The organism is Bacillus salipaludis, assembly GCF_030938565.1.
Taxonomy (GTDB): domain Bacteria; phylum Bacillota; class Bacilli; order Bacillales; family Cytobacillaceae; genus Neobacillus; species Neobacillus salipaludis_A.
Genome location: NZ_JAVGVR010000001.1, coordinates 4,416,332 through 4,441,839 on the forward strand (window position 1 = coordinate 4,416,332; position 25,508 = coordinate 4,441,839).

General features: G+C 35.0%; 21 protein-coding genes and 4 pseudogenes. 11 read left to right on the plus strand and 14 right to left on the minus strand.

Features of this window, described 5'->3' with window-relative positions:
- Positions 1 to 166 precede the first annotated feature (166 nt).
- Positions 167 to 550 carry a VOC family protein gene (locus RCG21_RS21820; RefSeq protein WP_133340635.1) on the minus strand — a complete coding sequence of 128 codons (384 nt, stop codon included), beginning with the start codon at positions 548 to 550 and terminating at the stop codon, positions 167 to 169.
- Between the two features lie 68 nt (positions 551 to 618).
- On the minus strand, positions 619 to 936 hold the full coding sequence (locus RCG21_RS21825; RefSeq protein ID WP_308913771.1) for a hypothetical protein: 318 nt from the start codon (positions 934 to 936) through the stop codon (positions 619 to 621).
- A 467-nt stretch (positions 937 to 1,403) separates the two neighbouring features.
- Between RCG21_RS21825 and RCG21_RS21830 the strand changes: the two genes are divergently transcribed.
- Entirely contained in the window at positions 1,404 to 2,741 is a 1,338-nt protein-coding gene (locus RCG21_RS21830) for an HAD family hydrolase (protein WP_308913772.1), read from the plus strand.
- A 252-nt stretch (positions 2,742 to 2,993) separates the two neighbouring features.
- Positions 2,994 to 3,149: a sporulation histidine kinase inhibitor Sda gene (gene sda, locus RCG21_RS21835; protein WP_133340631.1), complete on the plus strand. Its 156-nt coding sequence runs from the start codon at positions 2,994 to 2,996 to the stop codon at positions 3,147 to 3,149.
- Between the two features lie 218 nt (positions 3,150 to 3,367).
- On the opposite strand, the gene RCG21_RS21840 is transcribed toward sda, so the two are convergent.
- Positions 3,368 to 4,336, minus strand: a complete 969-nt coding sequence (locus tag RCG21_RS21840; RefSeq protein WP_133340629.1) for a hypothetical protein — start codon at positions 4,334 to 4,336, stop codon at positions 3,368 to 3,370.
- A gap of 457 nt (positions 4,337 to 4,793) precedes the next feature.
- On the opposite strand from RCG21_RS21840, the gene RCG21_RS21845 reads away from it, so the two are divergent.
- Positions 4,794 to 5,921, plus strand: a complete 1,128-nt coding sequence (locus RCG21_RS21845; protein WP_133340743.1) for an IS110 family RNA-guided transposase — start codon at positions 4,794 to 4,796, stop codon at positions 5,919 to 5,921.
- Between the two features lie 557 nt (positions 5,922 to 6,478).
- Here RCG21_RS21845 and ltrA read toward each other — a convergent pair.
- The 3 genes and pseudogenes from ltrA to RCG21_RS21860 all read right to left on the minus strand — a co-directional run.
- A complete protein-coding gene (gene ltrA / locus RCG21_RS21850) occupies positions 6,479 to 7,912 on the minus strand; it encodes a group II intron reverse transcriptase/maturase (RefSeq protein ID WP_133340727.1) in 1,434 nt (477 codons plus the stop codon).
- Positions 7,913 to 8,735: 823 nt separating this feature from the next.
- On the minus strand, positions 8,736 to 9,098 hold the full coding sequence (locus RCG21_RS21855) for a DUF5661 family protein (protein WP_235824983.1): 363 nt from the start codon (positions 9,096 to 9,098) through the stop codon (positions 8,736 to 8,738).
- An 18-nt stretch (positions 9,099 to 9,116) separates the two neighbouring features.
- A pseudogene (locus RCG21_RS21860) lies at positions 9,117 to 9,428 on the minus strand (cupin domain-containing protein); the annotation flags it as partial.
- A gap of 285 nt (positions 9,429 to 9,713) precedes the next feature.
- Between RCG21_RS21860 and RCG21_RS21865 the strand changes: the two are divergent.
- The 4 genes from RCG21_RS21865 to RCG21_RS21880 all read left to right on the plus strand — a co-directional run bounded on the left by RCG21_RS21865 (position 9,714) and on the right by RCG21_RS21880 (position 13,333).
- On the plus strand, positions 9,714 to 10,814 hold the full coding sequence (locus RCG21_RS21865; protein WP_133340593.1) for a GerAB/ArcD/ProY family transporter: 1,101 nt from the start codon (positions 9,714 to 9,716) through the stop codon (positions 10,812 to 10,814).
- A 307-nt stretch (positions 10,815 to 11,121) separates the two neighbouring features.
- On the plus strand, positions 11,122 to 11,712 hold the full coding sequence (locus RCG21_RS21870; protein ID WP_133340595.1) for a CBO0543 family protein: 591 nt from the start codon (positions 11,122 to 11,124) through the stop codon (positions 11,710 to 11,712).
- Between the two features lie 973 nt (positions 11,713 to 12,685).
- Positions 12,686 to 12,919 carry a hypothetical protein gene (locus RCG21_RS21875; protein WP_133340597.1) on the plus strand — a complete coding sequence of 78 codons (234 nt, stop codon included), beginning with the start codon at positions 12,686 to 12,688 and terminating at the stop codon, positions 12,917 to 12,919.
- A gap of 135 nt (positions 12,920 to 13,054) precedes the next feature.
- Positions 13,055 to 13,333 carry a hypothetical protein gene (locus RCG21_RS21880; RefSeq protein WP_308913773.1) on the plus strand — a complete coding sequence of 93 codons (279 nt, stop codon included), beginning with the start codon at positions 13,055 to 13,057 and terminating at the stop codon, positions 13,331 to 13,333.
- Here the strand turns inward: RCG21_RS21880 and RCG21_RS33645 are convergent.
- Positions 13,287 to 13,607: a TIGR04104 family putative zinc finger protein gene (locus RCG21_RS33645; RefSeq protein ID WP_133340599.1), complete on the minus strand. Its 321-nt coding sequence runs from the start codon at positions 13,605 to 13,607 to the stop codon at positions 13,287 to 13,289. The genes RCG21_RS21880 and RCG21_RS33645 overlap by 47 nt on opposite strands.
- Before the next feature lie 356 nt (positions 13,608 to 13,963).
- Complete coding sequence (locus RCG21_RS21885) at positions 13,964 to 14,572, minus strand: hypothetical protein (protein WP_133340717.1); 609 nt, start codon at positions 14,570 to 14,572, stop codon at positions 13,964 to 13,966.
- A gap of 265 nt (positions 14,573 to 14,837) precedes the next feature.
- Between RCG21_RS21885 and RCG21_RS21890 the strand changes: the two genes are divergently transcribed.
- The gene (locus RCG21_RS21890; protein WP_308913774.1) at positions 14,838 to 15,086 is read left to right on the plus strand and encodes a hypothetical protein; all 249 of its coding nucleotides are present in this window, start codon (positions 14,838 to 14,840) and stop codon (positions 15,084 to 15,086) included.
- 230 nt (positions 15,087 to 15,316) lie between these two features.
- On the opposite strand, the gene RCG21_RS21895 is transcribed toward RCG21_RS21890, so the two are convergent.
- The 4 genes and pseudogenes from RCG21_RS21895 to RCG21_RS21910 all read right to left on the minus strand — a co-directional run bounded on the left by RCG21_RS21895 (position 15,317) and on the right by RCG21_RS21910 (position 19,527).
- The gene (locus RCG21_RS21895; RefSeq protein WP_133340721.1) at positions 15,317 to 15,607 is read right to left on the minus strand and encodes a DUF5316 domain-containing protein; all 291 of its coding nucleotides are present in this window, start codon (positions 15,605 to 15,607) and stop codon (positions 15,317 to 15,319) included.
- Positions 15,608 to 15,920: 313 nt separating this feature from the next.
- Positions 15,921 to 16,944 (minus strand): annotated as a pseudogene (locus RCG21_RS21900) (DUF3231 family protein).
- 541 nt (positions 16,945 to 17,485) lie between these two features.
- Complete coding sequence (locus RCG21_RS21905) at positions 17,486 to 17,962, minus strand: YdcF family protein (RefSeq protein ID WP_133340455.1); 477 nt, start codon at positions 17,960 to 17,962, stop codon at positions 17,486 to 17,488.
- 659 nt (positions 17,963 to 18,621) lie between these two features.
- Complete coding sequence (locus RCG21_RS21910) at positions 18,622 to 19,527, minus strand: acyl-ACP desaturase (protein WP_308913775.1); 906 nt, start codon at positions 19,525 to 19,527, stop codon at positions 18,622 to 18,624.
- Positions 19,528 to 20,449: 922 nt separating this feature from the next.
- On the opposite strand from RCG21_RS21910, the gene nrdD reads away from it, so the two are divergent.
- The 3 genes and pseudogenes from nrdD to RCG21_RS21925 all read left to right on the plus strand — a co-directional run.
- Positions 20,450 to 22,414 (plus strand): anaerobic ribonucleoside-triphosphate reductase, encoded by a 1,965-nt coding sequence (nrdD, locus tag RCG21_RS21915; protein WP_308913776.1) that lies wholly within the window; start codon positions 20,450 to 20,452, stop codon positions 22,412 to 22,414.
- On the plus strand, positions 22,411 to 23,070 hold the full coding sequence (locus RCG21_RS21920; RefSeq protein ID WP_133340449.1) for a 4Fe-4S cluster-binding domain-containing protein: 660 nt from the start codon (positions 22,411 to 22,413) through the stop codon (positions 23,068 to 23,070). The genes nrdD and RCG21_RS21920 overlap by 4 nt, the downstream gene beginning before the upstream one ends.
- Positions 23,071 to 23,273: 203 nt before the next feature.
- Positions 23,274 to 23,456: pseudogene (locus RCG21_RS21925) on the plus strand (transposase family protein); the annotation flags it as partial.
- 123 nt (positions 23,457 to 23,579) lie between these two features.
- Here the strand turns inward: RCG21_RS21925 and RCG21_RS21930 are convergent.
- A pseudogene (locus tag RCG21_RS21930) lies at positions 23,580 to 24,331 on the minus strand (HTH domain-containing protein); the annotation flags it as partial.
- Positions 24,332 to 25,164: 833 nt separating this feature from the next.
- The gene (locus tag RCG21_RS21935) at positions 25,165 to 25,470 is read right to left on the minus strand and encodes a hypothetical protein (RefSeq protein ID WP_308913777.1); all 306 of its coding nucleotides are present in this window, start codon (positions 25,468 to 25,470) and stop codon (positions 25,165 to 25,167) included.
- Between the last annotated feature and the right edge of the window lie 38 nt (positions 25,471 to 25,508).

The window sequence follows — 25,508 nt, forward strand, 5'->3', positions numbered from 1 at the left end:
ATCTGGGATTCAGTATCATCATCATCAACCAGTCGTTTCACCGAGATGACGTCTCTGTCAGATAATGAAAAGAAGAGTGTCGACTAGATCAACACTCCATGCGACTGCCCGTCGCACAAAAAGGCTGCCTTTTGCAGCCTGGTCTTTAAGGAAAGCCTCCGATAGCTTAAATATTTTCATAAATTTCTATAAGTGAACCATCAGGATCTCTAAAATGAGCGACCTTAATTCCCCAACCCTTTTGTTCAGTTGGCTTAGTAATAAACTCTACTCTATCTTTTAATTCTTGATATTTTTCTTCAACGCTACTTACTTGAAAAATCAAAGCCGTTCTATCAACCCTCTCAATAACAGCAGAGTATTCTACACCGACGGCTTCAGCCATTAGTTTACGTTCAAAAAGTCCTAAAGTAGCACCACTATTAAATTTAAAATCAGCATACCGAGAATTTTCATCTCCCCAAGAAACTTGAAACCCTAAAACATCTCTGTAAAATAAAAAACAGTCTTTATAATTATCTACAAGCAAACGTGTATGAGTTAATTCCATTCCAAAAACCCCCCCTTTTTAAAATTCCCTAATATTTACATTCAATATACACCTTTTAAACTCCTTCTTTATTTAAACAATCTTACCCTTTTGTACCCAAATAAAAAGATCGTCGCATCGATCTCCATCTTCTTTAACTCTTGCACCCGATAGTTTAAGTACAATGCTTCACAATCTCTTGAAAATTCATTTATATAATTCTTATTTATCAGTCCGTCCCTTATAGAATAAATAACACAATGCAAAATGACCAAATATAACAATATTTGACCAGTTGAGTTTTGGTTAAGAAAATTATGGATACCATTGGCACGAAGTATGGAACGAATAACAATAGAAAGAATTGCAGCAATAAATGCAGCAATCATATATTTTTTAAATGTCATAAAGTTACTCCTTTTTACCCAGGCTAGTAAAAAATAAGAGATGGACTACGAATTCTATACCATTTATAATCTGCGTTAAATTTGTCTTTTTATTGAATTAACTGCCAGTAGCTCAATAAGCAAAAAAGATGCTGCGGCAGCAACACCTTATTGAACTCCTGCATCCGTTAGTTGAGTGGAAATATCAAATTAATATATTACTTTTTAAACTCGAATACATCTTTTTCCCAAACGCCATTTTGTATAAACCCACAAGGACGAGGTGTAAATATTTTTGGCTGTTGTGGGGATTCATTTTATGAATAATGGTGAATAGTTAAAAAACTGACTAGTTTAAATATTTGAAATTTCGCACATTTATGGTATCTTAGAGGTATAAAATAATTACTGGGCAAAGGCGCCTTAGCAGCAGTCTAATAGACTGTTGTTAAAGGCGCTTTTTTTGCTTTAAAAGGAGGAAACAGGAAATGTTCATGCAAAGAAAAAAACTGAAAGGCATCGTGGGAAGTATCGTCATCAGCAGCTTGCTTCTGACAACAGGGTTTTCAGCGACATCTGAAAAATCAAAGGTTGAGGATCAAGATAAAAAGTTTGAAAAAAAAGAAAATCTTTCATCTATCCAGATGTTGGATCAAGGGAAATGGGCTCCGAATACATATGAAGCCATACAAGATTTGATCAACAAGTATGGTGCCAAAAGCTCTAGGTATAAGTCAGAAAAGAAACCCTACGCCATATTTGACTGGGATAATACGAGCATTATGAATGATACAGAAGAAGCCCTTTTCTTCTATCAAATTGATCAAATGAAATTTAATCTGACTCCAGAAGAGTTTTACACAGTCATAAAAACGAAGATTCCAGATGGACCATTTTCAAACGCCTATAAAAACAATAACGGGGAATTGGTAACGCTAGAAGCGATTACAAATGATCTAAAACGGGATTATGACTATCTTTATCGACATTACAAGGTATTAATAGGCGATCAATCTCTCGATGAGATTCGCACCACAGATTATTTTCATGATTTTAAGGTGAAACTATATTTCCTTTATGAGGCAATTGGCGATACGTATAGTACTGACATTAGTTATCCATGGGTTCTTTACTTGTTTTCAAACATGTCCGTTGGAGAAGTTAAACAGTTGGCAGAAGATTCTAATGATTTCAACTTAGGTGCAGGCATATCGAAAGAGAAACTGACAAGTCCGCAACAGTTGCACGGCGATGCTGGCGTAGTAAGCATTTCCCATATAACGGGTTTACGATTGGCACCTGAAATTTCAAATTTAATGCACACGTTTCAGAATAATGGAATTGATGTTTATGTTGTATCCGCTTCAATGGAAGAAGTAGTGGAAGTATTCGCATCCAATCCTAAATATGGTTATAACCTTCCGGAAGAAAACGTATTTGGCATGAGATTAAAGAAAGAATCCGGAAACATCAAGCCTGTTTATGAAGAAAATTATCCGATTACTGCTGGTCAAGGAAAAACAAAAACGATTATAAATGAAATTGCCAGTAATAAAGGAGGATGTGGCCCTATCTTTGTTGCAGGCGACAGCAATACCGATTATGAAATGTTGACCGAGTTTAAGGATACAAAGCTTAGCTTGATTATTAATCGCGTAAGCGGCAGCAAAATTGGAGAACTTTCAAAATTGGCTGCCTCACGAATGGGGAAAAATAACCCTAAATATGTACTTCAAGGTAGAAATGAAAATACCGGTTTATGGATCCCTACTGAATCTACCATTAAGTTAGGAACAAATGAAAAAGTTTTGTTAGCAAACCATTAGACTATAAAAAAAGTTGGTGGATTCAGGAGTTGTAAAAAAACGTTCTAGAGGATGACCAAGAGCTTTTTATGATAAATTCATATTTAGTACGTTATGTACGGGTTATAAATGAAAAGATATTAGTTTTATAAAAAGTAAAATGCGGTTACTTATAACTCAATAAAAAAGTCACCTTGGATTTTATAAAGACTTACAAAAATTCTCTATAAATATGCACAAAATTATTCTAGGATGAATAACAAGGAGATAGTAATGCGATTTAAAACACTATCTAATGAAGAGCTAATTGATATATATTTAACGGCTTATGAACATAAATTAAATGATTCTTTTTTAAAAATGTTGTTAGAGGAAATTGTGGAAAGAGATATATATGACTTATTACTTGAGACTGGTTTACAATCCTAGTCTTATTTTTTTAGCTTTTTGAGTCGATAGCGATATTAATGGCGTAATTTCACCTCATTAACCTGCGTCTTTAGTACGACAAGCAAAAAATTCGCCGCACTATGCCCATCTTTAACTCTTGCACCCGATAGTTGAACAAGGGTATTAAGGCCACCAAATTGGGGGCCTTTTCATTTAATTTATTTTCTTTTTATAAATATAATTCAATATTAGGAACATTAATTCATTCTAGAACTCCGCATTGCTCTCTGGCGGTCGTGCAGTACCATCAAGATAATTATTCCCATCATCACTCCCAATATGCTACCTAACTCGGTGGCTAGTACATATGCAAACGGGTACTCTATAGTTGGTTGTGCATCGGGGCGAGTGGCGGACAAGCGGTTAAAGAGGTTATAAGAGAACAGCATTCCCGACGAGATCCATGCTGCTGCCATAGGAGGGAAGAACCTCTTCGACCTGCGGCGGGTGGTCAGTACCAATAAACCCCACGCCCCCGCGAAGGCCCACACACCGGTACTCAACGACAATAGATGCCACCATAAATCGCGTTTATCCAACATAGCTGGGTTGATACCAATAGTTCCACCAACCGCCCAGAATAGCTTAATAAATCCAAGCAGGATACAGCCAGCCGCGACAAGCCTAGCTAAGGTGATTTGCAGTTTCTGGCTGTTGCCCGGGAGTAATTCAATGTCGATTGAATCAGCAAATGCCTCTGGCCAACGCGCTTTAGCGTATTCAACTAAGGCGAAAGGTAGGCAGATGCTTACTCCAACCAGTGAGACCATTACGAAAATCTGCTCATATACCCAAACGTTGGCAGCTCCTGCCTGCTGATCGCGTATCATAGCAGCAGGACCAAGCACAGGTGCCAGCAACAGCATAGGTATAAGTAAACCAGTACCTACCCATACGGGCAAGGCAACCAACCAGGCGGGCAGTCGCTCACCCCATGTCATGCTAAAGGCCAATGCTAACAGGATACCAACTGCAGCTAGAACCATTGTTACTGCGTTTGCAGTGCGCCAACTTGGTTCACCCATTTGTTCGGTCGGCATGAAGAGACCGAAAGTCCAGGCGATTTTGATTAACAGATAAGGCATTACCGCTATAGCGGCACCATAACCCCAAAATCTACGCTTCTTCAGCAAATGTGAAATTGGTAGCTTTTTCATTACTCTCATGAGGTTACCTCGGCCGCTAGACCAGTGAGTTCGTAAATCTCTATCTCTACAATGAACAGAACGATTCCAATTAAACTCTCATTTTTATTTCTATTTATAACTATTAATAAACACCCCTTAAGAATTATAATTTAAACTGTTTTAGTTTTAATGAATCATAGGACTTTTCTCGAAGATAATCATTTCCCCAATTACTCTCACTATCAATACCCTAAAAACTGCTCTGATCTTTAACTTTAACATAATATTCCAACTGGAAATCCCTTATTCTAAAATTTGACAAAAGAAAATCGCTTCATTGACGACCTTTTGTGTCAATTCTTCTTGAACTATCCTGCCATTTAGTCATAATGAACGAAACGGCTCCCATCGCTTAACGTAGGTTGCACTTGGTCATAATGTTACTACCCAAAAATAAACCAAGTGTAGAGCTACACACGAAAAGGAGCCGTTTAATATGAAGGATGTACAAAAATTTGTTGGTTTAGACGTATCTAAAGATACAATTGCTGTTGCTATTGCTGATCCAGGTCGTGGTGAACCAAGATTTCATGGAACTATCCAAAATAAGCCAGAAGACATTCGCAAACTAATGAAAAAGTTAGGAAATCCTGACAACCTATTAGTATGTTATGAAGCTGGTTCAACTGGATATGGAATTTATCGTTTACTTCTTTCAATGGAAATTGAATGTTTGGTTGTGGCACCCTCTCTTATCCCAAAGCGATCTGGCGATCGCGTGAAAACAGATAAAAGAGATTCTATTAGATTAGCTCAGTTACTACGTGCGGGAGAGCTTACTTCTGTATGGGTTCCAGATGAAGATCATGAAGCATTGAGAGACTTAATTCGTGCTCGTCATGATGCTCGTGAAGATTTACAAAGTTCTCGTCAGAGACTTATTCACTTTTTACTTCGCCATGATATACGTCCTCCGCAAGGAGTTCGAAATTGGTCTGTAAAACATCGTGAATGGTTAAAACGCTTAACATTTAAAAGAGCTGCACAACGTATTGTTTTTCAAGAGTATCTTCATACAATCAATGAAGTAGAAGATCGTATGAAACGAATTGAAGATCAAATCCATGAAGAAGCACTTCAAAGTGAACACGCCCCCGTTATTCAAGCACTCCAAACATTAAGAGGAGTTGCGGAAGTAACTGCCGTTACCTTGGTAGCTGAAATTGGACAGTTTTCTCGTTTTTCTAACCCAAGACAATTGATGTCCTATGCTGGACTTGTTCCTAAAGAATACTCTAGTGGATCAAGTCGTTGGCAAGGTTCGATTACGAAAACAGGAAACTCACAAATTCGACGTTCCATAGTAGAAGTTTGTTGGTCTTATCGTCATCGCCCATCTGTTAAAGGTGAATTGCTAAAACGTCAAGAAGGTCAAGATCCAGAGGCAAAACGTATAGCTTGGAAAGCTCAACACCGTCTTCATATGAAATATCATCGAATCTCTGCTAAAGGAAAAGGTGGAAAAGTAGCTGTTGTTGCCGTTGCTAGAGAATTACTTGGCTTTATCTGGGCTATCGCTTGTTGTATTGAAGATAAACAAGTAAGTAGATTGAATATTGCTTAAGTAGATTGAAAGTAATAAATTAATGGAGTTTTCTTATGAAGTAATAACTTTTTGGTTGGAAATTGAAGATTTGGCTCGAAGGCAAATTCCCGTGAAGGAGAACCCTCATGTTGAACTATGCACTAGGTCTAGAACTGAACGTGCGCCTTTAGTCCGAGGCAGCTCCGTGACGGATGGAGTGAAATGTGGTACCCAACCCACGCATATCAGTTTGTATATCACCGTCAGAGTTTTTGCCTTCGTGCCAAGTTTTTAAGGTTATCCTGTTCAACTTTCTGTATTGTATCCCTTTCGGATTTAGCTTATCAAGGGAAAGTGCGCCCTTGACAAGCTAGATCCGAAAGGATATTTGGTCTATAAGTTGAACAAGGAATAACTCTATTCATACTGAATAAAACGCTAAATAAAAACATTTGGGTGTGGTGGGTTGACAGTTTCGTTCATATCAGTTCAATAACGGCAATGAGAAAGTAGGGAAACCTCTCTCGAGGCTTCCCCCTTATCAAACCGTACGTGCCCTATTAAGGCATACGGCTTACCAAATGTTACAATGTTTATCAAGAGGATGCATTCCAGGCATTTTGCATCTTTTGTAAGCGATGAGGGGTAAAATATTCCTCACCTTTTTCTTTTGCTCTTTTGACTTTGTATTGGAATCTTCTTTTTGCAGATTTACTCATATCGCTTAGGTATTGTTCTATAGTGTATCCGTAGGCTTTATTTAGATAAAGCCAATAGGATGGGATTAGTTTAATCTTTAAAAAGAATTCGTTATTCCAAAGGGTATTCATTCTCATACCTTTTCTTTGGGTTGGGTGCTTATGGATTAACGCAACACGCAGTCTTTTTCTTATATATCCATCAATTCGCTCAAGAATTTTCCTTATCCATCGGGTTCTACAGTGACTCTTTTGTCCGTATTCTTCGTTTGCTTTTACCGCTTTGATAATAGTCACATAGTAATTTACCTTACCTCTAATAATAGGATTTACCCGATTTATCCATTCTTCTTTGCTAAGAGTTAGGGATTTCCTAGTCTTTTCCTTGATTTTCAATCGAAAATCCCTGATGGATTCTTCCTTTGGTGTAACATTAAAGAAGGGTTTATTATCTTTCCTTCTCTTTGTCCAATGATGGAATGTGAACCCTAAAAAGTCAAAGTCGTCCTTATCAAAGTTGACAACTCTGGTCTTCTCTTTAGAGATTTCCAGTCCCAACTCAGCTAACTTATTCTTAGTTAAGGTAGCCGCCTTCTTGATTTCTTCGTTTGATTTAGCAAATAACAAGAAATCATCTGCATATCTGACAAATCGAATACCATTCAAGTCCCACTCCCAGTCAAGTTCATTAAGGTATACATTTGCAAGTAGTGGTGAGATGACGCCGCCTTGAGGTGTGCCATAGTCAGAATGGATAAGTTTCCCCTCTTCCATGTGCCCAGCCTTTAACCATTGTTCAACCAAACTCAGGACCGTACGGTCTGACACATATTTCTTTAAAACCCCAATCAGTTTATTATGGGGTATATTGTCAAAGAAACCTTTTATATCACAATCGTAAATATGGTTATATCCTTGTTCAATATTCCAGAGGATTATTTGCAGGGCCCTTTGTACCCCTCGATTCGGTCTGTATCCAACCGACCAGTTATGAAACAACAAATCTTCAAATTTTGGCTGTAGTACATTTACAATACTTTGTTGAACTATGCGGTCCCCGATAGTTGGAATACCTAAAGGACGTTTCTTTCCATTCTTCTTTGGTATGTATACTCTTCTGACTGGTTGAGCTTGGTAAGTCTTTGCTCTCAATTTGTTTAGAAGTTCCATGATGTTTTCTTGTAATTTGGCATCATAACTTTCAATTGTTTCTCCGTCGATTCCTCCTGCCCCTTTGTTTGCTTTAACTTGTTCGAAGCTTTGGGTTAATTTTCGGTCAAACAATATCTGCCCATATACACTGTGTAATTTAAACTTCCACTCTTGATTCATTGCGTATTCCACGCCTTTCCTTGATGTACATTCAAACGGTTTTACCGCAGTAACATGATTGCTTACATTACACCTAGTTAATGGCTTGGAGCCATAGGTCGTTCCCCTTCCGTTCACTCGATGTTATGGTCATCGAATTACTTCCGTACTCTGAGAACGTCTGACTTCTCCACCCGTTCCTCGTCATTTCGGATTACCCTTATAGACTAGAACCCTGCCTGTTTGGTAAGGTGGAGACCTCACGGGGTTATCGCATTTCCCTTCTAGACATACCCTGCACCACCACGTTATAAGTCACATTTTCTCGCTCTGACTTCTAAAGAAAATGCCCCTTTAGCGGGCTTCCTCACTTTTCGAAGAGTCGCCAACTTATCCCGCCGCCGTGCTTCACACTTATTGCATTAGGGTCTATCTAGTTGCCTACGGGTCTCTCGACTTACCGCATCTCCTTCAGACAATACCTCACGGTATTGCCCTAGATTAAGCTTCCCGAGCTAGGTCAGTCTCCTCGGAGATGGACTTTCACCATCTGGGATTCAGTATCATCATCATCAACCAGTCGTTTCACCGAGATGACGTCTCTGTCAGATAATGAAAAGAAGAGTGTCGACTAGATCAACACTCCATGCGACTGCCCGTCGCACAAAAAGGGATCGCCACAGCGGTCCCTTCTTTAACTCTTGCACCCGTTAGTTTAAGTGAATTTCTTCACAAACAATAGTCTCGATTGGTCCACTTAAGAGGTATGTTCTAAGTTAACTCTATCCAGAATTCCTTCATTGCAAAAGTATACCAACCTGAAAAACAGGATGGTTCTTAAAGTTTAATTCAATATGGGTTTTCTGGAGTGTGTGTATATCATTTGTTCCAATGCTTTTGCTTCATCCTCAAGTACTTTTAGCCTTTTATAATAATCAGGAAATTCATTAAGATGAGCTAGGGCAGTTTTTCCAGTAATAATAGGATCATCTCCAGTAACATTTGTTTGGCTGGACTGTTTTCCATGCTCAAGTTCAGTATTCACTCCCATCCAAATCTCATCTAAATCAAACTTACTTTTATCAAAGTCAATACTTAAAAGTAAAGCTACCGCTGCTGCTTCTTCTTTAGAAAAGCGAGTTTTAACGATTTTTATATTATTAGTTTGAATCCTATTTGAATACTTTTTTGAATCTGCATAGTGCATATCAAAGGTAGAACGGTGTTCCGTAGCCAAGGCATCTGCTTTAGTTACATGAACCGTGCCAAATGGATGTTGAGGAGGTGCATATATAGAATAAAGTTTAAAAGGGATATTACCTGTATTGGTTACATTATGCCATGTTCCAGCAGGTATCATGATGGCCGAATCATCATAAACCTTTTGAACAAAGTGTAAATTATCTTTTCTCTTGCCCATTTGCACAACCCCTTGACCTTGTTCAATCCATAAGAATTGGTAAACGTTAGGATGAATTTCCAAACCGGTGTCTTCACCAACATTAAGACTCATCAATGTAACTTGCAAATGATTTCCTTTATCATAAAATTTCATCTACCTACATAAGTGACCCATTATACAACAGCATGATTCATAATTATTCCATATAAGGAAAAGATAAATATAGACATACTTATTAAGATTTACCTTCCTTAACTCCTTTTTTAATCTATACCGTGAATGTTGGACCTTAAGATTACTCTTATTAAAGCAATTAACCTCAATGATTATAAGCTTCAAGGGCATAAAATCCTAAATATGATATTTTCACATGAATAAAAAGCAAAAAAGTGATGGACATAAGAACCGGAGGAAGGGTTAATGGAACAAATAGTGCCTGAAAAAGCAAAAATATCGTCTTTTTTAGTTTTTTTTCTGATCCATAAGATGCAAGTTGGAATAGGGGTTCTTGGCTTCCAGCCTATTATCGCATTAACTGCAGGATACGATGCATGGATTGCCGTTATAATTTCCGGTTTAAGCATCCATATGATTCTATGGATGATGTACAAAATCGCCGAAACAGCAGATGGCGATATAATGATAGCCCATACCGTCACATTTGGCAATAAAATGGGCAAATTCATATCCCTGCTATTTGTTATCTATTTTCTTGTTAGTGCTGTCACTGTTCTTAGGAATTTTATAGAGGTCATTCAAGTGTGGATGTTTCCTGATCTTAGTACTTTTTGGTATTCTCTAGCTTTTTGTTGCTTAGGTACTTATGTCGTTTTTGGAGGGATTAGAACCATAACAGGTGTTGCGTTTTTTGGATTTGTTCTTCCTGCTTATTTAGTTTTCACTTTTCTATTTACGCTACCTTATGCGGATTTCAAGAACCTTCTTCCAATTTTTGACCACTCTATAAAGGATCTGGTTAAAGCATCTTATCAAATGTCCTTTACCTATTCTGGCTCTTTGATACTTTTGTTTTTTTATCCATTTATCAAAGAACCGAAAAAATCAAAAAAATGGGCCCATGTGGCTGTTCTTCTTGCTACGATTGCCTATACATTTCTTACGATTTTAACCTTTGCTTATTTTTCTGAAGGACAGTTGCAAAAAAACATATGGCCAACCTTAACGATGTGGAAAATAGTAGAGATGCCTTTTGTTGAGAGATTTGAATACATTGGCATTGCCACTTGGACTATTGTCCTTCTTCCTAATTTTTGTATTTCCTTTTGGTGTGCCAGCCGTATTATAAAAAAGGTGACCAACTTGAAGCAAAAATATGGGGTACTTATGATATCTATGATTGTATTAATTATCATTAATTTTTTAAGGACAAGGCAACAAATTAATACGGTAACTAGCTACCTGGGGAAAATAGGATTTTTAATAGATTATGGATACATTCCTTTACTCTTTTTTCTAATATTGATTGTGAAGAGAGTAAAGAAAAAATATAGAACATCATGATACCTATTTTCACATGGGAAAAACAAAAAAACTTCCACACCATTTTACGTCACCATTGAAAAAGGTGTACTCAGTAGTGATAATAACTGACACATGTTCCAGTCTTGAAAGCTCATGTGTTATTGTTTTACCAGGGGTATTATTGAACAGCTTGTTTCAATGGTTATTTAACAAACCTGCCCCGTTACTTCAATAAGAAAAAGCATTACCTTTGTTTCAGTAATGCCACCCGATTAGTTCAATAGCGGATACATTATCAATGTTTTGTAAAACATAATTATATATATGTAAAATAGGGTGTTTATAAATGAACATAGTATCATTGAATTTATATGAGTATTTATTGTCAAGCACAATTCCTATTGACGAATTAATACAAATCGAAAAAACTTTTTATAATACAATTCAAGATTTTTGGAGAGAACATAATCTTTATACATGGCAATGGTGGCTCTTAGTCATACTTAGTATTTTATCCCCCATATTTTATTGGATTTTTATCAATAAAATAAGAATTACTGAGGTTACTGCTTACGGCTTATTTTATGGAGTTTCTGCTATTATTCTTGACTCCATAGGGAGTAACGCAATGGCATGGACATATCCTATACGTTTAACACCTTACCTATTTCCACAGTTATACCCTTACGATATAGGTATAGTAATTATCCCGTTTATGTTAATTTATCAACGTTGGGGAGATAACTTTAAAAAATTCTTTCTCATATCAGGGTTTCAATCTGCATTCCTTGCATTTGTAGCTGAACAATTTTTGGAATTTTTTAATATATATCAAGAGATTACTTGGAAAAACATTTATTCATTCCCTATCTATTGGCTATTGGCAATAATATGTTGGTTTATAATAACAAGGTTTAAAAAAATAGAGCAAAGATAATTTATTATTATCTTTGCTCTATTTTACAAATGAATCCATTTATTATTGCTAAACCTTCCTGCTCCTTTAATGAAAAAGCGATTGTCACTCTTTAACAATCACACCCCATTACTATAAGTAGAGTTTTTCAACAAACTAAAATCCCTACTATTTTTAAATATCGTCATTTTTCATTTAGAACTGGATCATGGAAATACCACACAAGGAAGATAACCGCAAAAAAGATAGTAAGTAAGTCAAAAATGGTCTTTTGTGGTGCAAAATTAAGAATTAATAAGCCAGTATATCAAATGGTATGGAATACAATAGAGACCAACCATGTTCATCTTTGATAATGCGTAATTTTAATTGTATAAATTCAACTATAAACCAAGGGTGAAGAAAAAACATTACATATAAATTATGAATGCTGTATTAGGAAAAACCATGTTTTTATCCGTATATTCCCACAACTGATAATTATATGTAAGAAAATTATATATTAAATCGCAACAATTACATAAAGAATTGTGCTTTGATATGTACTCCAATTTTTCCAATATCCTTTTACACCAACTAATACTGCCCAGATTAAACTTTCGGTAATATGAAACATAAGAACATACCTTCCAGTTATTATAGTATTTCCAATGCCAATATTATTTTACCCAAGATTTCAAAATGAAACATATAGCATTTTATTAACAATCCTGCCACGTTACTGCAATAAGAAAAAGCATTACCGTTGCCTTCAATCAACCTATTACGAACATATTAGATATATCTTATAAAGATGAAACTTCGACGGATTTGGCCGATATGTAGGACGCAAAAGATGTATTAGATATATCGGTAGCCCTGCCAATCCATATGGATATTCCCATTTGGTAATCCAAGATTAGAATTAAATTAAATATTCAGCTTATTCAGAACCCCAAACAAAAACTATGATATACTTTATTTGTAAGCGTTTTCCTGAAAGGGTGAATAAATAATGGATTTTTATGAAAATTTACCAATTGAGTTTCTCATTCGATTCTATAAAGAAATTTTACATAATGTAGAAGAAGGAATATTAAGTAAAAAGATGTACTATGAATTAGGATTAATTATTTCAGTAGCTAGTCGAAAAGGTATTTCATTAGATTTTCCTGCAGATTTTAAAGAGGAAGTAAATGAAGAAGTTTTAATGGATCTTTTACAATTGAAACAACTACGGGTGGGGTGAGCACCCTTGAGCGTATCCTAATACCAGGATACGCTTTATTCATTGTCAAAAGTAATTAAAATCACATAGGCCTGCACTATATCCCTTTGTAAAGCCGGGGGTAAGTGTTGATCATATCATGAAGATGGCTTATTGATGTGTATTGTTGGTGCATACTTTGAAGTTATTTTTGATTTTGCACAACTAATTCTTATCAAAAAAGAATTAGTGGAATTTTTGATTTCTAGTCAAATTGGATATAAAGGAGATATTGTTTTTATTTCTCTTCTTCCACTCCCGTTAGTGAAACAAAAAAAAGCCGCAGCAGCGACCCTTTTGTTCAACTCAAGCACTCGTTACTTGAATAAGAATATATTTATTTATGCTTTTAAACAGCTTTATATTTTGCATAGTAAGGAAAAATCAACACATTAATAAAAATTAATAATAAAGCCAATCCAAAATACGTTTGATGTAAAGCATAAGGAACATTACTGAGAAATAAGTTAGAAAAAATTAATACTGCATATATCAGACGTGGTAAAAACCTTGATTGAAAAGTAATCAGGTGTTCCAAACCACATTTTTTACAAACTAATTTCTTATATCCCCAACCAGATGCATTTTGAATTTCTTTCCATGTAAATTGATTCCTACAATTATTACATTTTTGTATTCTCAAAAAAAAACCTCCTGTGAATCTTAGCATGAACGTTAACCTTATTGCTTCAAGAAAATTTCCCCAAAACTTATTCCACTAACCTGCCACGTTAGTTTAAGTGAAACATTTCACAAAATACTTTCCGCTAATCTTTTTTAGGTTTTGTATGAAGAAGCCAAGATAACGAGACAACCAATATTTTAAAATGATAAGAGATTAAATAAAAACACCGATTTGATACTTAAAGAACTGAATGCAACCTACAAACTTACTGCAGAAAAAAAGAGTGACATCTCAGCCACTCTTGTGATGAAATGCTTGTACAAATTATTATAAAAAAATATTAAAATCATGGTAGAACAATAAAGCCCCTGCCATTTACGGCAAGGACTTAGAATGCAATGTTATTTATCTGCTTTAATCTCTTTTTGTAATTCTTTAATCGACTTTTCTAATTCTTGATCAAATTTTTTCAATGCAGCATTAATTTCTTTTTTGTTTTTATCTTTAATAGCTGTTTTTAGTTGCTTATAGACGCCTTTTTCGTTTTCTTCTTTACCTTTAAAATGTTCACGTTCTTTTCCAAACAGAGCTTCGAATTTTGAACGTGCTTGTTGTTTTGTAAGTTTGCCGTCTTTCAGTTGTTGTTTAATGGAGTCAATTTCTTTTTTGTGTGCTTTGTAAAACTCTTGTTTTTTCTGCTTTTCTTTGGCCTCATCCTTTTTGAATCCAGGTGTCTGGCGCAGTTGTTTTAGTAAGCTTTGACGAGTAGCCATATCCTTTGTTAATTGAGTCTTTAACTGTGGTGTGGCGTATTTATTGATTACGTTTGTGAGTTCTTTTTTCTTTTCGCCCTTTTCCCATTTATGGTGCCATTTTTTATGATGTTCTTTTTGGACAGATACTGCTGTTTTTGCAGAATCGGTTGTAGGATGGGCGATGACAGTTCCAACTGCTGGTGCTAATAAAGATGCTGCTATTACAGGAGCAATTAAACTTGATTTAACTTTCAATGGTATCTCTCCTTCAAATAAAAAGTAACTTCACAACTATTAATTTACTCTTTAATTTTTAAAAAACTTTGAACATAATAAGAAAATTTAACGAAGGTTTTACAACGTTAAGAAAACTTCAAAATAAAAAGCCCATGCTATTTTTCAGCATTTCAGAAGTTAGTTTTCATGGTAGTTGAAGATTAAGGGATGGGGTTTAATTACAATTTTTTACAAAATTTAATGTGTAATAACATTAGAATAATAAATTAATGGAGGAACTTAAGTGAATAAATATGGACGACTTTCATTATTAATGGTTGGTATCTGTATATTATTGTCTTTCTTCATCAATGAAACTAACAAATATCCAGGCATTTTCCTGTTGGTAATCAGTATCCTATCGATAGTAGGAGTTATTGTTGCGATCCTATCGAGAAAACTTACAAGTATCATTATTGGCGTAGTTCTAAATAGTGCCACATTAATTCTATTTTTCTTATTGTTATTGGCAATGGGGATTGGAGAAGCATAGATAAAATAAAATATCATTTTTTTAAAGAACGAAACAATGAAAAAGCATCTATAAATTAACCAGAAGAGACGGATAAACTGTCTTTTTTTATTTCTGTTGTTGAAGTTCTCTTCTTGTGCTAAACTGCCCCATTAGTGCAATAAGAAAAAGCTGCCACAATGACAGCTTGATCTACAACTCTTGCCCACGTTAGTTTAACAAACAATAGGAAGTTGGTTACTGTTATTCATTTATTTCATTAGAAAAAAGCAAACCGCTGCAATTAATAAATTAGGTAATCCTATTAACAATATACAATTAGTTTGTGAAAATCTTTGTTTTCTATCTTCTTTTGATTCAGATTGTAGATTTCTACCCAACCTATCCCCATCCAAGAATGCTCCAGATAACAAAGCTCCTACTATCAGTGAGATAATTCCCACAGCCCCTGTAATTTTATATAATAAAGTGTAATTGCTTGAAAACATTGAAATTAGAAAAGCGACCACCACGATACTAAGTCCTATAATTAATTTCTTCACAATTAACACATCCCTATGGGCTTTTTTTGTAAATTCCAATTAGTTTACATTTTTAATTATAACATTTTCATAATTTTATTAATACATAATTTCCCACATAGCTTCTTAAACCAACCTGCCACGTTAGTCGAACAAAAAAGGGACCGCCGCAGCCATCCCAATCTTTAACTCTTGCACCCGTTACTTTAAGTACAATTTTTCACAATCTGTTTATTAAAAGTAAGCTCAAAAAGGCGATTGCATGTATAAGCATCTTCCCATATTACAATCAAAAATAAATAATTAAACCATAAAATAAACGAATTAGTAATAATTAAACTCTGTCAAATGCTTTTGGCGGTGATTCCAACCACCCTTTTTCAATCATGATATTTGTAGCGTCATCGATAAATAAAGTAATATTTATGAGATTTCTTCCCGTACAAAAATCCCATATCCCTTCTTCCATTTACCGCAAGTGAGTTCCCAAAAGCCCTTATCTTCATTGAGAACATGTCCACTTTATGAAATAACATTATTTTATCTGAAAAAGGTGGATATGTAGATGTTGTAACTAAATGGTCAATGTATGACGGTGATTGCAGGTGTTCTGTCTGAAGTTTTTCCATATACTGCTTAATTGACTTATTAGTCATGTCTAATCCACGTTTAAATAACGCCTTTATCTTTTCATCTCTAACTGTCTGATAAAATCCCAATAATAATGCCTTACTTGCTGTGTTATTCTCAATGTTATCATAAAGATGAGTAATCTCTAATGCATGTAAAGGTCGGACATCTCCAACAAAACCATTTAAGTAACTTTGTTTTTGAATAAAATCAACTGTTTCTGGTGTTGGAATAATAGGAGGTTTTGCGATATACCTTTTTACAGCTAATACATTATTAATTTGCCCTAAAAGGATCGCTACACAATTATTAAGATAAATAAAAAATTCTCTTATATCCTCCCTCATTTGTATTGGAACTGCTACTGCGTAAAGGCTAAGCCCTGCCTTAGCCACATATTTTAAATAATGAACATAAAATTCATCTTCGTATAAACGCGGGGCACCAAGATTTACATCCTCCTTAGTAAATCCTACAGGTATAGGGAAATTATCTTTTTTAAAAATTTCTTCTATTTTCTTCATAAAGTCCTTTGATAAGTCTAAACCATTTTCTAATAGTTTCTTTATATTTTCCTCCTCGCAATGTTGAAGAAAATAACTTAAAATTTGAAAGGACATACTGTTTCCCACATAAGTCGCCCAAAGTTTTCCCATTTCAACGGATGTTAATGGTTGGTTCTCGTCAAATGCTTTTGAACTAAAATCAATTGGTTTTATAACATCCATTGGATTTAAAGTATCCATTATTAATCTCCCTTTTCCCATATTTTTGTTTAGGATTACCCTCGGAAAATAATTTAATTCAAACTAATCTACCATTTAGTTGAACAAGAAAAGGGGATGCCACCGGGACAAATGACGATCCATAGTAATATTTAGAGAAAAGGAATTTATTTCTGCTATCGGAGGACTTTGGATCGGCTTTTTCATACGTACCAGACATTTTAATCCCATTTTTACGCCAATAGCGAAAAGAAAAGGAAAGGAAAATTAAAAAAGAGACAAGAAGGTAGTGCTAATCGTTGTAGAGATTTTTTTGCCTTCGTTTATAAACGAACTCTTTAAAGTTGTTGTTTTTCTTAAGAAAAGAGCACATAATTTTAATATTAATTTACGCGATGTCATCGGTTTTTATTTAATATTCCATAATGAACCCAGTATCCTACAAGTTTTATACACTCAGATATCATATGATTCCAACCGGCAAGACTATCCCACCAAAAATATGTGGTATATTCCGGAACAAACGCGGCGCAGTAAGTTAATCTTATACCGAGTTATAATATACCTTATCAAAAATATATTTTACTCTTCTCATGTGGTAAGAGGATGAAGCTACTATGGCTGATTGGAAGTTATACTTATGCATAATGTCTTTGGTGTAAACTGCATTTCCGTAAGTGCTTTGTGCACGAAACTCGGGAATAATTAATTTTTTAGGAACACCATAACTTTCAAGCCATTCAATTTCCTGTTTTGCAGATTTCGTTGATGGTTTAGTTCTTGTTCCTCCGTCCGATATGATAATAACAGGAGCAAAATGTTCCTTATATAACATACTTGCCTCTTTAGCTCGTTCTGTCCAACCGCCGCCGAGCATAATGATAGCACCGGATTTTATAGGGGGCTGATTCACAATAAGAGAAGATCCCGCTAAAATTAATAAACAAAATATACAAATAATCAAATAGAAAACTGTTCTCCATGACTTAAAAACAAAGAAAATTTTATTGGAATGCATCATTCTAGTTCCTTTTGGTCTATCCAACAAGAAAAACAATAACTACTAATATACGTTCTATTTTCAATTGTCAAAAGAGCCTCTATTTTGATTTCTTTATGCCTGGAGCATTTCTTTTTTGAAGCCATTGTAGCACCCTCTTTTTTACCATTTAACCTATTTATTCTTGATTATTCTCTAATTCCCCTGTTAATCCAGCATCATTTTTAATTCTTGCCTTTTTTGGGGTACGACCGCATCCCCATCAAGCTAAGGCAAATCATTATCTACAAAATGAAAAAAACGCTATTCTTTCTGTTATATGATAGAAAGAATGGTGTTTTTATATGTAACGAGGTTTCAAATGAACTTACTCTGTTTTTTTAGGATCTTTGTTCCTACAAGCTCTCCAACTGCATTTTTGAGGAGAATATACATATATTGGTCTAACTTAGTGTTGCTGTTAAATAAAGTTTAATCAAAAATTCCTCACAAACCAGTATTTTATGATAAACAAAAAGAATCCATTTTGAAAAAAGTTTGATCAAAATGGATTCTTATCCAGCAGATTTAAATTTCGGTTTTATAAAAAAGTTTAATCATTTTCTACTTGTGTTGCTCCACAATCGCGCCCTATTCTGGAATACTAAAACATGAACTTATTTTATATTTTTGACCGTTGTTTATTCATTGGGACCTTTTTTATTTTTAGCTAGGCGGTCTCTTACTTTTTTTAATCTATCACGATAAGAAATAATGTCTACGCGAGCCTTCTCAGCTTCAGGGGCAATTGGTCTTATCTTTTCCAACTCCCAGTACTCAACAATAACATCTAATACCTGGTCAAAATACTCAAGAGGACCATAATTCGCTTCTTTTGCGATAGTGCCCATTCTTTCTTCAAAGTCAGGCATTACTGTTCCAGGCATTTGAAAGTTTTTAAGAACATGACCCAGGTAATAGCAATAATTTGGTTCTATTTGCAAATGGAATTTTACTACGTCGCGATAGAATGCATAGTGTAAAATTTCATCTTTAGCCAATCTTCTTAATAGAGAAGATAAATCTTTGTCGTGTGAACCGGCAACTTTGGCTACGTTGTTGTAAAATACCATTGTCGCAAGTTCTTGAAGTGTTGTATATACCATTGTTTCAAAAGGGGTATGAAAATCAGGCGACCAACCACCCTCAACGGTTTGTTTGTGAAGTTCGTGTAATCGCTTAGGGTCTACGTTTCGTGTAATAAGTAAATAATTTTCAAGTAGATTAGAATGTTGATCTTCTTCTGCTGTCCAAGTATGAACAAAGTCAGTGATAACTGATAAACTACCTTTAAATGTTTGTTCCAAGTGAGAAGTAAACCAAGGCAAATTAACTTCAGTAAGTAAGGCTGTTTCAACAGCGATAATTACGCCACTAGGGAGAGTAACTTGGCTCTTATCCCAGGGTAATCTTCTAAAATCTTGAGCTTTATCCCATGGCAGAAACTCATAATAACCCCAATCTATTTTTGCAGAGCGAACTTTGTGTTGCTCATATATTTCTTTAATTTTAGCTTCTAATCGAAAATCCAAGTGGTTAGTTAGCAAATTGGAAAACTCCCTTGTTCTATATATATTCTAATTATATCAATATTATCTTAAAACACTCCTTAACAATCTGGCCCTTTTATGGAATAACATAACAAACGTTTTTAAACAACAGAAATGAAAATGTGTGGCTACTGTCAAAAAGCATGCTTTTTGACAAACCCATGATTTACCGTAAACAGCGTGTCAGAAAGCTTAAAATTATAATTTGCAATATTTCATTTCTTATAGACACTTTATGACACATAAAAGAACGTCGAACCTAACCGAACTTATCCCCTTAGTGTTGAGGGATTCGGATATTTTGTGTTTGAGTATCCTTAACGTTGTAAATCTGCGTTTTGCTGGCGGTACTCCTTTAATGAAAAAAGCGAATATTAAATTGAATCAAAGTGCTTCATTTTGGTACAAAAGACGAACAATTTTTTGTGGCATATCTTAATTATTAGGGTATTCGGATTATCGTGTAGAATACCCTATTTAAACAGATAACACCTAACATACTATAAATCGGATAATAGTGTGGAATCCAATATGAAAATTTCCACAAAAAAAAGATGGATAAAAAAGTAAAAGAAGTAGCTTGATTGGTTGGAGTTAGGTATTCACACACTACTCACTATGATCAGATTGGATTATTGACTCCAAAATAAACACCGATTTTGGCTATAGGGTACCGTGAATTTACAACGCTAAGCCCATTTTCAAGTTGATTACCTCATAATCAACTTGTTGTGTTTTTCTTCGGGTAAGACTATATTTTCATCCAGTGAGACTCCTCGGGGGGACCGCATCAAATCTTTCCTTTAGACATAATCAATATACAGTGATCAGCATCACAATCACACGCTATATATTGTGTTAATGTGATAGAGGGGTTAACAAGATACATAATTAAAAAGTCTAAAAGAGAGGTTTGTACATGTTCCAAAATACGATTGACATTATTAACCAATTCACTTCACTAAAAGAAAACAAGCAAACAGATTATCTCAGGCATGAGAATAGTAATTATGTTTATTCCTTACCACTCTTAAGGCATAATTTAACGAATCATGCGGAGGAAGAATTTATTTTTAATCACATTCTTCCACCAAAAATAAAAGAGTTATATGATGAGGGAATTGTCTATGTGCACGATAAGCAGCTTGCACCATATTGTGTATCCATTAGCTGTATGGACATTGCTACAAAAGGTATTCCGTCGCTGGCAAAAAATATGATCTCCTCCAAACCAACTAAGCGGATTTCAACTTTATTACGGCATTTTAGTAATGTTGTTACATTAGTATCACAGCAGGTCTCAGGTGCAGTCATGCTAGCACAACTATCAACCATTGTAGCTTCTTATTTGTTTGATGAGGAAAGTCGTGGCATTACATACACAGATGAAGAACTCGTAGAACTGTTTCAAAGTTTCATCTGGGAACTCAATATGCCACTTAGATCTGGGGCACAAAGTAGCTTTTCCAATATTACATTAGAGTTCGGGAAACCATCTGAAGAAATAAAAGATCAATATGTCGTCATCGGTGGTGAAGGACGAAATATACAATATAAGGATATCTCGGTAATTTACTTTGACCGCATAAATCAAGCCATTATTGATGTGATGAAAAACGGGACAGGCAGTGATGGGATTCCTTTTACTTTCCCATTATTAACAGTGCAAATCGATGATCATTTTAATTACCAAAACCCATTATTTATCGAGCTATTGGACAAAATGTATCATTGGGGTGGTGTGTATTTTGAGAACTTTAAAACAAAGCCATTTGAGGATTCATATTACAAAACATTAAATCCGCTAATTCAAGCAAAAGATCCAGAAGTAAGTAGAAGCCTCTGCTGCAGGTTGCAAATCAACTTAGAGACACTATCCAAAGCTGGCGGTGGTGTTTTCGGATCATCAACAGGTTCCACAGGTGCTGTACAAGTGCTCAATTTAAACATGAATAGAGTGCTTTTGGAATTCGGACATGACATGGATCTTGTCAAAGTGAAGATACGTGAATACATGGAAATCATGCAGGAAGCTCACATGGAAAAGAGAAAGTGGATTGAACAAAACAAGGAATTATACCCGACTTTCTTTGCCTTTAATAAAGACTTGAAAAACTATTTTAATGTGTTCGCCCTTACTGGTATGAATGAGGGCCTCATAAATTTGGGCTATAGGGATGGAATTAAAGATAAAGATGGAAAAATGATTGCTCATGAAATTATGCAATACATGACAGAGATTGTAAATGAATTTATTGTGAGAGATAAAGTGGCATGTGGAATTGAGTATGCCCCTGCCGAAAATGCTGCCATCAAACTTGCACGCCATGACCTTAAATGGGCAAAAGCAAATAATCGAGAAATCTTTGTGCAAGGTGAAGGAGAAAATCCCTACTTGACCAGTGGTTGTATGACACCATTTTCTGAAGAGGATTTCCTAGAACAATTGGAAAACAGTGCTGAATTCCAAGGCTACGCTACGTCAGGCAGTGTATTACACCATTTTCTTGAAGCTAAAGTAAAGCCAGAAGCCTTAGCAAAATACTTGGATAAAATATTTGATAAACCGATTAATTATATTACATTGACACCAACTATTACGTCTTGTATGAGTTGCGGTCAGAAAATTATTGCTGAAGATGCCAAGAACATTCATCATTGCCCTGTCTGTGAATCAGAAGACATTGCGACGTTCAGCAGGGTTATTGGTTATTTGAAAATGATCTCCAGAAATAATATACATGTTGATGATAAGGGATATTATGAAGGGAAATATAACTTTTGGTCGAAAGCAAGAAGACATGATTGGACGATTAGAAAACGATTAAAAGAAGATGTGTTGAAGGAGGTTGTTCACCGTCAATTAGCGGTGAATACACAATGAAATTATACAATAACTTTATTCGCACATTTACTGATTTGCCTAATCATACGACATTATTGATTCATTCGTTGACAGGCTGTCCCCTTCATTGTTTTGGCTGTCACAATTATGATGAGATAATTGCCAACACACCAAAAGAATATAAGACCACAGATGATTTATATGACTATTTGAAGAAAAGCAGCTTTTTATTTGATGCCGTAATGTTCAGCGGTGGCGAATTTCTGATTAATCCATTAAATGAAGTGCGTGACCTATTGCAACAAGTGAGGGCACTTTTTGATGGGAAAATAATTGTAACAACTAGCGGAGTATATTACCAAAAATTGCGAACTTTATATGAAGAAAACCTTGTTGATGGAGTCCATATCGACATGAAGTTGCCATACCATGTGTTGGATATAAAAGAAGATGCACAGATATATAAAGATATTATGGGAATCACACCAAGCAAAGAACTTGTTGATCAATTAATCGCAAGTGTTGAAGCAGTTATTGAACATAACTCAATCTTAGACCAAGTTCGAACAGTGCAATATCCATTACTAGATGAGGCATTTTTTACAGAGATAAGGCATTTTGTTGAGGAAAGAAAAGCCTATCATGGGAGCATTGTGCCTTATTTCTTGAATGAATTTGTTTATCCAAGGAGTTAATAGTAAACACATAAGTCTCGCGGATCATCCATATATGTACGATGATTGCGAGACTTTTATCATGGGCACCGTCAGAAAAACGGGCTTAGAGTTATAACCGCATTTTCTGAACGGTACCCCTATTAGTAAATAATCAATACAACAAAGGAAATGAAATAATGACAACTAATATGCTCAATCTACCAAGTTTTAAAATTCTTGATATGAAGGAGAGCGTATATGATTACAGGTTCTTGGTTGAGACTACTTTACCACCTCCCTCTTATTGTCCAAAATATGGTACGGTTGCTAATCTATACAAGCATGGTAAAAAGGAACAGTTATTCTTTGATTTGCCGATGCATGCAAAACGAGTGGGAATCTTCGTCAAAAGACAACGGTACAAATGTAAGGAATGCGGGTCTACCTTCTTTGAAAGCCTTCCAGGCATAGATGAAGGGCGATCAGTCACTAATAGACTTATAAATTGGATTCAACAAGCAAGTCTTGAAAAGAGGAGCCCCCTCAATTGCTTTCCTAATTGGGCAAACGATATTATATTTTTTCATGATTCTACGAATTTTTTTCAAATTGAAGACACACTGAAATTGACCCGCCAATGTCATTTTGATTTGACGTGCCCCTTTCTTACGACTTTTAAAGTGAAAAGCCTTTAAGATCATGGCTTTTGCCTCTTCATCTTTCGCTTCTTGGTATTTCCGTTTTTCTTCTGACTTAGCTGAGAAGTAATTGTAGTAACCGCTTCTTGACACATCGGCAGCCTCACAGAGGAATTTCACCATGTGTCTCAAGTTATATTTTTCAATAACTTCACGAATAAGAATGTACTTCTGACTAACGGGAAGCTTTACCTTTTCAGCCCCCTTTCGAACATACGAATCTTTTTTAAGAGTTCATTCTCTGCTTTTACAAGATTCATCTGAGCTTCTAGCCTTGCATATTTCTCCTCAATGGTTAGTTCTTTTAATCGTGGCCTTCCAGAACTATCTTTTCTGGTGTCTTTTAGCCCAAATACGCCTTCAGTTTTATAAGCAGCTCTCCAACGTTCGGAAGCAGATTTAATTCTTTGCATTCCTATGATTTCAACATCAAAACCCGCTTCTTCAAAGATCTGTCTTGAGAACTTCCCCTTACTAAATTCTGAAACAAAATGTTGTTTAAACTCATGAGAATAAGTGATTCCTTTTGAACTAACAGATTTAACATAGGGGTTTTTAGATAAAATTATGATTTCTTTCTCTGTAAAAGTCTTTTTACTCATGATTTCTCCGTCTCCAGTATGTCTCTAGTTGTGTTATTAAATTATATAAAAAAAGTACCCTATAGAAAGCACTTTTTTTAAGTGTCTACTCTATAGGGTACTTTTTAACTGGCCCCCCCTTTTTTTCATCAATAATGTAAATTTACGTATCTATTAAGGATGTCAATTCGTTACTAAATATGCCTATTATGCTCCGTTGGACGCCCATATTTTTATAAATTAGGCAAATACCCAAAACTAAACTCCACATATGCAATATTATATATACAAATAATTGCCTTCAACCAGTATGTTTCCACCTCATTACCATTGTGACTAAGCCAGGTAAGCTCCTGGTTTTTTAACTTCTTCAATTATGATATGTGCAACATTTTAAATAGCCAAATTACATATTCAATTCCACTTGTTTGATAAGTATTTTACAAATTTAATTACATCGGAATTCGTTCTTTTTCTTTAAGCTATTAACAAAATAAAAGAAAAAGTGATTGACATAACTATACAAAATAATTATTCATCAATTTTTGGAACGGAGAAAAAGGTAATTATGATTACTGTTAGAAAAATTTGCGGAAGAAGCAATTAAAATAGTCTTTTGAATCACCTTTTCCTATCCATGTTTTTAATTAATGAATAAATATCCTAAATAAGAATTATAGACTGTCAAGAATTAAAATAAAAATCATATTGACGAAGTTCTAGCACCATTAGTTTTTGTGTATTTTGTTTAATATTTTAATTCCTAAATTAATGTACATATAATTCTTTCATTGACTTATTCATCGGATTTTCAGTTGCAAAGGATGCAGCTTTTTTATTTGCTAACAGGTAGTCTAACGATCCATCCCCTTTTGTCTTTTCTTTTTCTTGTTCCGCTGTTCAAATTCGTCTTCCCTCCATTTTCGATCCGCTTCACGAATTGCACTTTCAAGCATCGAAAAGAAGTCGAAACCACTAGAGGAAATGAGTTTAGAATTTGGTACGGAATTGCTAAGACTATCCGTTTGTAATTCCTCGACATTCTTATATGGTAGAACATTAAATATACGTTGAAGTTGATCAATTGTATCTTGGCCAATTTCATTCCTATATCTCATGCATTCATTGTAAAACATTTGTTTATAAGATTGATTTTGCAACTGAAAACCATTAAATCCCATTCGCTTAAAAATAAAAG

Coding starts and splice junctions, on each gene's coding strand:
- RCG21_RS21820 (WP_133340635.1), bottom strand. CDS start 550: ATGGAATTAACTCATACACGTTTGCTTGTAGATAATTATAAAGACTGT.
- RCG21_RS21825 (WP_308913771.1), bottom strand. CDS start 936: ATGACATTTAAAAAATATATGATTGCTGCATTTATTGCTGCAATTCTT.
- RCG21_RS21830 (WP_308913772.1), top strand. CDS start 1,404: ATGTTCATGCAAAGAAAAAAACTGAAAGGCATCGTGGGAAGTATCGTC.
- sda (WP_133340631.1), top strand. CDS start 2,994: ATGCGATTTAAAACACTATCTAATGAAGAGCTAATTGATATATATTTA.
- RCG21_RS21840 (WP_133340629.1), bottom strand. CDS start 4,336: ATGAGAGTAATGAAAAAGCTACCAATTTCACATTTGCTGAAGAAGCGT.
- RCG21_RS21845 (WP_133340743.1), top strand. CDS start 4,794: ATGAAGGATGTACAAAAATTTGTTGGTTTAGACGTATCTAAAGATACA.
- ltrA (WP_133340727.1), bottom strand. CDS start 7,912: ATGAATCAAGAGTGGAAGTTTAAATTACACAGTGTATATGGGCAGATA.
- RCG21_RS21855 (WP_235824983.1), bottom strand. CDS start 9,098: ATGCACTATGCAGATTCAAAAAAGTATTCAAATAGGATTCAAACTAAT.
- RCG21_RS21865 (WP_133340593.1), top strand. CDS start 9,714: ATGGAACAAATAGTGCCTGAAAAAGCAAAAATATCGTCTTTTTTAGTT.
- RCG21_RS21870 (WP_133340595.1), top strand. CDS start 11,122: ATGAACATAGTATCATTGAATTTATATGAGTATTTATTGTCAAGCACA.
- RCG21_RS21875 (WP_133340597.1), top strand. CDS start 12,686: ATGGATTTTTATGAAAATTTACCAATTGAGTTTCTCATTCGATTCTAT.
- RCG21_RS21880 (WP_308913773.1), top strand. CDS start 13,055: ATGTGTATTGTTGGTGCATACTTTGAAGTTATTTTTGATTTTGCACAA.
- RCG21_RS33645 (WP_133340599.1), bottom strand. CDS start 13,607: ATGCTAAGATTCACAGGAGGTTTTTTTTTGAGAATACAAAAATGTAAT.
- RCG21_RS21905 (WP_133340455.1), bottom strand. CDS start 17,962: ATGATGCATTCCAATAAAATTTTCTTTGTTTTTAAGTCATGGAGAACA.
- nrdD (WP_308913776.1), top strand. CDS start 20,450: ATGTTCCAAAATACGATTGACATTATTAACCAATTCACTTCACTAAAA.
- RCG21_RS21920 (WP_133340449.1), top strand. CDS start 22,411: ATGAAATTATACAATAACTTTATTCGCACATTTACTGATTTGCCTAAT.